Genomic DNA, 6,790 nt, shown 5'->3' on the forward strand with positions numbered 1-6,790 from the left:
CCAGGGCACCGGCGCCGCCCGCCGCGAGATGCGCGACCACCCGGGCGGCGACCTTCGGTGACAGATACGCGGCGCCGTCGGCCACCGCGCGGACCCCCGCGATCAGTTCCTCGGGCTCACCCGACTTGATCAGGAAACCGGCGGCGCCACCGCCGAGCGCCCGCAGGATGTAGTCGTCCTCCCCGAACGTCGTCAGCATGATCACCCCGGTCTCCGGCACCGTCCTGCGGATCTCCTCCGCCGCCTCGATACCGCCCATCACCGGCATCCGGATGTCGAGCACGGCGACCTGCGGACGGTGCCGCCGCACCAGCTCCACGGCGCCCCGGCCGTCGGCAGCCTCCGCCACGACGTCGATGACCGGATCGGTGGTCAGGACGGCGCGTACGCCCGCGCGGATCATCGCCTCGTCGTCGGCGACCAGCACCCGGATCATCGGCAGCCCGGCAGGTTCACGGCGTGAGGGCATCGCGCGCCACCAGCACGTCCCCGCGGAAGCACAGCCGGTACGCGTCCCCGGAACGGTCGTCGAAACGATCCGCCGTCATCGCGTAGTACTCGCATCTGATGCCCCGTCCCTCCGGTTCGGCGGCCGAGGGGTGATGGGCCGCCTGACGGTCCGGCAGCACCCGCTCCACCTCCGAGCGATCCTGCCCCACCCGCAGCCGGGCGAAGTCACCCGGGTCCAGCACCGCGCGCGACGCCGCCACCCGGTCCCACGCCATCAGCGCGGCGCTCAGGCCCGCCCCGGTGACCAGCGGCACCATGACCGCCGCGACCACCACCCGCCGCATCCGGTGCCGCGCCCGCCGGTGCTCCTGGCGGACCGGGGGAGCGGTCGGCTCCGGAGGGGTGTGCGGAAGCCGGGCCTCGACGGCGAAGCCGCCGCGCTGGGAGCACGGGGAGCCCTGGGAGTTCTGGGGTTCCTGGGGTTCCTGGGGGCCGTACGCGAACGAGCCCCCGGCCCGCCGTACGCGCTCCTCGAGCCCCCTGAGCCCCCGCCCACCGCTCCGCGCACGCGGCCCCGTCGCACCGGCTGCCGTGTTCTCCCCGTTCTCCACCCGGACGACCGTCTCCTCCTCCCCGTAGGCCACCCGCACGGTCACCGCCGCGCCGGGCGCATGCTTGGCGGCGTTGGTCAGCGCCTCCTGGACGACGCGGTACGCGACCCGCTCCACCAGCGGCGGCAGCCCCGTATCCGCCCCCTCGGCGCGGAGTTCGACGGCGAGCCCGGCGGCGGCCGCCTCGTCCACGAGCCGCGCGATGCCACCAGGGGATTCCTCCTCGCGCAGCACCCCGATCACCTCGCCGAGCCGGTCCACCGCGACCGCCGCCCGCGCCCTGATCTCCTGCGCGGTCCGCCGATGGCGGTCCTCCAGCCCGGGCGCCAGCTTCAGCGCCCCCGCCGACAGCGCGATCAGGCTGAGGTCGTGCCCGAGGACGTCATGCATGTCCTGCGCGATCCGGGCCCGCTCCCGCAGCCTGGCCCGCTCGGCGATCAACCACCGCTCGCGCTCCGCCTGTTCGGCCCGCTCCCAGCCGACCCGTACCAGCTCCGCGTACTGCCGCCGGAAACGTCCCGCGAACCACGGCACCATCACGCCGCACACCACCACCCCCACGAACCGGCTCCCCAGCCCGAGCAGGGACGGCACCACCGCCGCCGACACGACCCCCGCCGAGACCACCCCCACGAACACCACGACCGCGGCCCCCGTCCGCCCGCGCCCCCGGCCCACCCCGTACGCGGCCACCGCGGTCGGCACCACCCACCACAGGCTCACCACGCTCAACCCGGCCCCCACGGCCGCCCCCGCCACCGCCGACCGGCCCTGCGTAATCGTCTTCACCGGCCAGACGCTACGGAACCCTGGGCCCGCCGGACACTGCCGAAAGTCCACCTTCGGGCCGGGTGAACAGCGCCCGCGCGGTGCGCACCGGTCAGAAAACCCGCGCTCGACGGTACGCGCGGCGCACACGGCGCGAGCCGCTGAGCGCTGCGCCATTCAGGGCAATTCACCCCCACGTACCTGGCGTTGTGCCACCACTCGCGCGCCTACTGGTGCTACAGACCGGTGGGTTTCACATCTGCCGGGGGACGGTGACGCGGGCAGGGCCCGGCGTCGATCGCCGTAAGTGTGCACCCCCTGGCCTCCGATGCGCCGCCGCGCCCCGATCAGGCGCCGACCTGGCGACCAACGGCCCACCACCTCACCTCACTTGGAGGGCCATCATGGCTACCCCCACCCTCACCGTGGTGACGGTATCGCCGAACCCGTCGACGTTCGGGCAGGCAGTCACGCTCACCGCCACCGTGATCCCGCTCGGCGCCGGAACCCCCACCGGCACCGTCACCTTCGCCATCAGCGCCGACGGCCCTCCCCTGACGGGGACGCTGTCGGGCGGCACGACCTCGGTCACCGCCAGCGGGCTGAGTGTCGGCATCCACACCGTCGTCGCCACCTACAGCGGCGACGCCAACTTCCTCCCCTCCACCGGTACCAACGTCATCGCCGTCAACCGGTCCACGACGACGACAACGGTGGTGTCGGCGCCGGATCCATCCGGGCTCGGACAGGCGGTGACGTTCACGGCGACCGTCACCCCGGTGCCGCCCGGTGCGGGCGTCCCGGGCGGCACCGTCACCTTCTTCATCGGCGGTTCGGGCGGCGGTTCGTTCACCCAGCCGGTGGTGGGCGGCGTGGCGACGCTGTCCCTCAGCAACCTGGGCGTCGGCACCCACCCTGTGGTCGCCCTCTACAGCGGCGACGTCAACTTCCTGCCGTCCTCCGGCAGTGACACCCACACCGTGAATCCCGCCCCGGCCGCGACGACGACCACGGTGACGTCCTCGGCGAATCCGTCCGTGTTCGGGCAGCCCGTCACGTTCACCGCGACGGTGACGCCGAACCCGCCCGCATCCGGAACCCCGACCGGGACGGTCACCTTCGTCGTCACCGGTACCGGCGGCGGTACGGTCGTCAAGGCGTTGACGGGCGGCACGGCATCCCATACCTTCACCAGCCTGGGTGTGGGTCCGCACACCGTGACCGCCACCTACAGCGGTGACGCCAACTTCGCCACGTCGACCGGGACGCTCCCGACGCAGACGGTGAACCAGTCGACGACGACCACCATCGTCAGCTCCAGCCCCAACCCCGCGGCGGCGGGCACGCCGGTCACCTACGTCGCCTTCGTGCAGCCGGTGGCCCCTGGGGCCGGAACCCCGACGGGAACGGTCACCTTCACCGTCAGCAACATGACGAACAGCGTCACCGGTACCGGCACCGTGAACGGCTCCGGGTTCGCCTTCTTCACCGACGCCACCCTGCCGGCAGGCAGCTACGCCGTCACCGGGGTCTACTCCGGGGACGCCAACTTCACCGGTTCGACCGGCACCAACACCCAGGTCATCACCTGACCGACCGACCAGCACTGAGCCCCGCCACCGCCCGAGGGGCGGTGGCGGGGCTCAGTCACGTCCAGGCGTCGACTTACACGTCGAAGTACAGCTCGAACTCGTGCGGGTGCGGCCGCAGCTGGAGCGGAGCGATCTCGTTGGTGCGCTTGTAGTCGATCCACGTCTCGATCAGGTCGGAGGTGAAGACACCGCCCTGGAGGAGGAACTCGTGGTCGGCCTCGAGCGCGTCGAGGACGGCCGGGAGGGAGGTCGGGACCTGGGGGACGCCCGCGTGCTCCTCGGGGGCCAGCTCGTAGAGGTCCTTGTCGATCGGCTCCGGCGGCTCGATCTTGTTCTTGATGCCGTCCAGGCCCGCGAGCAGGAGTGCGGCGAAGGCCAGGTACGGGTTGCCGGAGGAGTCCGGGGCGCGGAACTCGACGCGCTTGGCCTTCGGGTTGGAGCCCGTGATCGGGATACGCATCGCGGCCGAGCGGTTACGCTGCGAGTACACCATGTTGACCGGCGCCTCGAAGCCCGGGACCAGGCGGTGGTAGGAGTTCACCGTCGGGTTGGTGAAGGCCAGCAGCGACGGGGCGTGCTTGAGGATGCCGCCGATGTAGTAGCGGGCGGTGTCCGAGAGGCCCGCGTAGCCCTGCTCGTCGTAGAAGAGCGGGACGCCGCCCTGCCACAGCGACGAGTGGACGTGCATGCCCGAGCCGTTGTCGCCGAAGATCGGCTTCGGCATGAAGGTCGCGGTCTTGCCGTTCTTCCACGCCACGTTCTTGACGATGTACTTGAACAGCATCAGGTCGTCGGCCGCGGCCAGCAGCGTGTTGAACTTGTAGTTGATCTCGGCCTGACCGGCGGTGCCCACCTCGTGGTGCTGGCGCTCGACCTGGAGGCCGGCCTTGTCCAGCTCGAGGCTGATCTCGGCGCGCAGGTCGGCGAAGTGGTCGACCGGCGGGGTCGGGAAGTAGCCGCCCTTGTACCGGACCTTGTAGCCGCGGTTGTCCTCCAGCGCACCGGTGTTCCAGGCGCCCGCCTCGGAGTCGATGTGGTAGAAGGCCTCGTTCGCCTTGGTCTCGAAGCGCACGCTGTCGAAGACGTAGAACTCGGCCTCGGGGCCGAAGTAGGCGATGTCCGCGATGCCGGTGGAGGCGAGGTAGGCCTCGGCCTTCTTGGCGATGTTGCGCGGGTCGCGGCTGTACTGCTCGCCCGTGATCGGGTCGTGGATAAAGAAGTTGATGTTGAGCGTCTTGTCGCGGCGGAACGGGTCGATACGCGCCGTCGACAGGTCCGCACGCAGCGCCATGTCCGACTCGTGGATCGCCTGGAAGCCGCGGATCGACGAACCGTCGAACGCCAGTTCCTCGTCCGGGTCGAACGCCGCTGCCGGTACGGTGAAGTGCTGCATCACGCCGGGAAGGTCACAGAACCGGACGTCGACGAACTTGACGTCCTCGTCCGAGATGAACTTCCGAGCGTCGTCGGCGTTCTGGAACATCCAACTCCTCCTAGCCCGGCCGCGGGGGGACGGGGATTTGTTCGGTCGCGCGGTCCGTGTGCGTGGCGCGCTGCCGCCGACGATAAGCAGACGGGATTTCCCGGGCATGACCCGTTTGTTTCACCCAGGTTAACCGGGTCAGGGGCCGTTACGGGCGTATGCGGGCCGTCGCAGTACCGTATGGGGCGTGGACAAGAGGCAAGCAATCGGATCCTGGCTTTCCGGCCCCCGCGCGGCCGCCGAGGAGATGGGCGTCGACCTGGGCTACCGCGGCCAGGGGCTGGGGCTGCCCGAGAGCGGACCGGGCGCGATCGCACCGCTCGGGCGCCGTCTCGGGGCGCTCTTCATCGACTGGGGCCTGTGCGTTCTCATCTCGTACGCGCTGCTGGCGGGCCGCAATCCGCAGGCCGCCGGGAACTGGGCGCTGCTCGTCTTCCTCGTACTCAGCCTGCTGACCGTGGGCACCGTCGGCGCGACCCCCGGCAAGCTGCTGCTCAGGCTGCGGGTGGTCGGCGAGGGCGGGGACCGGCTCAGCCTGCCGCGGGCCGTGCTGCGCAGCGTGCTGCTGGTGCTCGTCATCCCCGCCGTCGTCTTCGACCGCGACACCCGCGGGCTGCACGACCGGCTCTCCCGGGCCGTGCAGATCCGCCTCTAGAGCACGGAACGCACGCGGATTGCATACGAAAGGCGGCCCGGAACTCCTGTCCCGGGCCGCCTTCGTCACGTGGAGTCTCGTCGTACGGCCGCTCAGCGGCCCTTCGGCATGCGCATGCCCTTGGGCATCGGGCCCTTCGGGATCGGCATGTTGCTCATGAGGTCGCCCAGCGCCCGCAGCCGCTCGTTCACGACCGTCACCTGGGCGCCCGGCAGCACCCGCGGCAGCTTCAGCAGCGTGGTGCGGAGCTTCTTGATCTGCACCTGGCCCTCGTCGGTGCCGACGATCACATCGTGCACCGGGACGTCCGACACGATGCGAGCCATGCGCTTCTTCTCGGCGGCCAGCATGCCCTTGAGCCGGTTCGGGTTGCCCTCGCCGACGAGCACGATGCCCGCCCTGCCGACGGCCCGGTGGATGACGTCCTGGTTGCGGTTCATCGCCACTGCCGGGGTCACCGACCAGCCCTTGCCCACGTTCTCCAGAACGGCGGCGGCCGCGCCCGGCTGGCCCTCCATCTGTCCGAAGGCCGCCCGCTCGGCGCGGCGGCCGAAAATGATCGCCATCGCGAGGAAGGCCAGGACGAAGCCCAGGATGCCCAGGAAGACGGGGTGACCGATCAGGAAGCCGATGCCGAGGAGGACACCGAAGGTGATGATCCCCACGCCGGCGACGACAAGGCCGACCTTGGAGTCGACCCGTTTGGTCATCTTGTAGGTCAGGGCGATCTGCTTCAGTCGCCCGGGGTTCTCGGATGTTTCCTTCCTCGCCATAAGGCGAAGTTTACGTGGCCTGGGAAGCCTCGGTGGACACGGCCTCCAGTACGTGCTGGGCCTCGGTCCGGTCCTTGGCGCGGCGGCGGTCCTCCAGGACCGCGGTCCAGGCGTTGCGCCGGGCTGTGCGCTGGCCGCCGCGCAGCAGCAGTCCCTCCAGGGCGAGCAGCGCGTCGGTCACGGACGGGCGTACGGGCGCAGCCGGCATGGGTACCCCTCGGGAGCGGCGGATTATCACGAACGCACGCGGCTATGAGCGGTGCGTGGTTTTATCGTTACCCAACGGTGTTACCAGTGTGTGACCGGTCGGTCAAACACCGGTGAAGCCTTGGATCGGGCTGCTATGAGGGCTGTGACCTGCGGTTTTGTAATGCGCATGGAGCGGCCGGTGTGCCCGTCCTCACACAGCGTGTTGCTCACACCGACGCTTGTCGCGACCGGTGCGGACAGAGGGCGAA

7 protein-coding genes are annotated in these 6,790 nt (G+C 70.5%); 2 read left to right on the plus strand and 5 right to left on the minus strand.

Translation table 11 applies throughout. The features are described from left to right. The coding region (locus SSOG_RS32710) for a response regulator (protein ID WP_039939238.1) at positions 1 to 436 on the minus strand (436 nt) is incomplete at its 3' end. A 16-nt stretch (positions 437 to 452) separates the two neighbouring features. After that, complete coding sequence (locus tag SSOG_RS32715; protein WP_009718546.1) at positions 453 to 2,006, minus strand: sensor histidine kinase; 1,554 nt, start codon at positions 2,004 to 2,006, stop codon at positions 453 to 455. Positions 2,007 to 2,233: 227 nt separating this feature from the next. Between SSOG_RS32715 and SSOG_RS32720 the strand changes: the two genes are divergently transcribed. After that, positions 2,234 to 3,421: an Ig-like domain-containing protein gene (locus SSOG_RS32720; protein WP_245606431.1), complete on the plus strand. Its 1,188-nt coding sequence runs from the start codon at positions 2,234 to 2,236 to the stop codon at positions 3,419 to 3,421. Positions 3,422 to 3,494: 73 nt separating this feature from the next. On the opposite strand, the gene glnA is transcribed toward SSOG_RS32720, so the two are convergent. Beyond that, positions 3,495 to 4,904 carry a type I glutamate--ammonia ligase gene (gene glnA, locus SSOG_RS32725; protein WP_009718547.1) on the minus strand — a complete coding sequence of 470 codons (1,410 nt, stop codon included), beginning with the start codon at positions 4,902 to 4,904 and terminating at the stop codon, positions 3,495 to 3,497. 187 nt (positions 4,905 to 5,091) lie between these two features. Between glnA and SSOG_RS32730 the strand changes: the two genes are divergently transcribed. After that, positions 5,092 to 5,559: an RDD family protein gene (locus tag SSOG_RS32730; RefSeq protein WP_009718548.1), complete on the plus strand. Its 468-nt coding sequence runs from the start codon at positions 5,092 to 5,094 to the stop codon at positions 5,557 to 5,559. A gap of 92 nt (positions 5,560 to 5,651) precedes the next feature. Here SSOG_RS32730 and SSOG_RS32735 read toward each other — a convergent pair whose 3' ends face one another. Together SSOG_RS32735 and SSOG_RS32740 are read right to left on the minus strand one after the other, a co-directional pair. Continuing rightward, positions 5,652 to 6,332, minus strand: a complete 681-nt coding sequence (locus SSOG_RS32735; RefSeq protein WP_009718549.1) for a DUF4191 domain-containing protein — start codon at positions 6,330 to 6,332, stop codon at positions 5,652 to 5,654. Between the two features lie 10 nt (positions 6,333 to 6,342). Then, positions 6,343 to 6,540: an SCO2195 family GlnR-regulated protein gene (locus SSOG_RS32740; protein WP_039939240.1), complete on the minus strand. Its 198-nt coding sequence runs from the start codon at positions 6,538 to 6,540 to the stop codon at positions 6,343 to 6,345. Positions 6,541 to 6,790: the final 250 nt, after the last annotated feature.

Source organism: Streptomyces himastatinicus ATCC 53653 (assembly GCF_000158915.1).
Classification (GTDB): Bacteria; Actinomycetota; Actinomycetes; order Streptomycetales; family Streptomycetaceae; genus Streptomyces; species Streptomyces himastatinicus.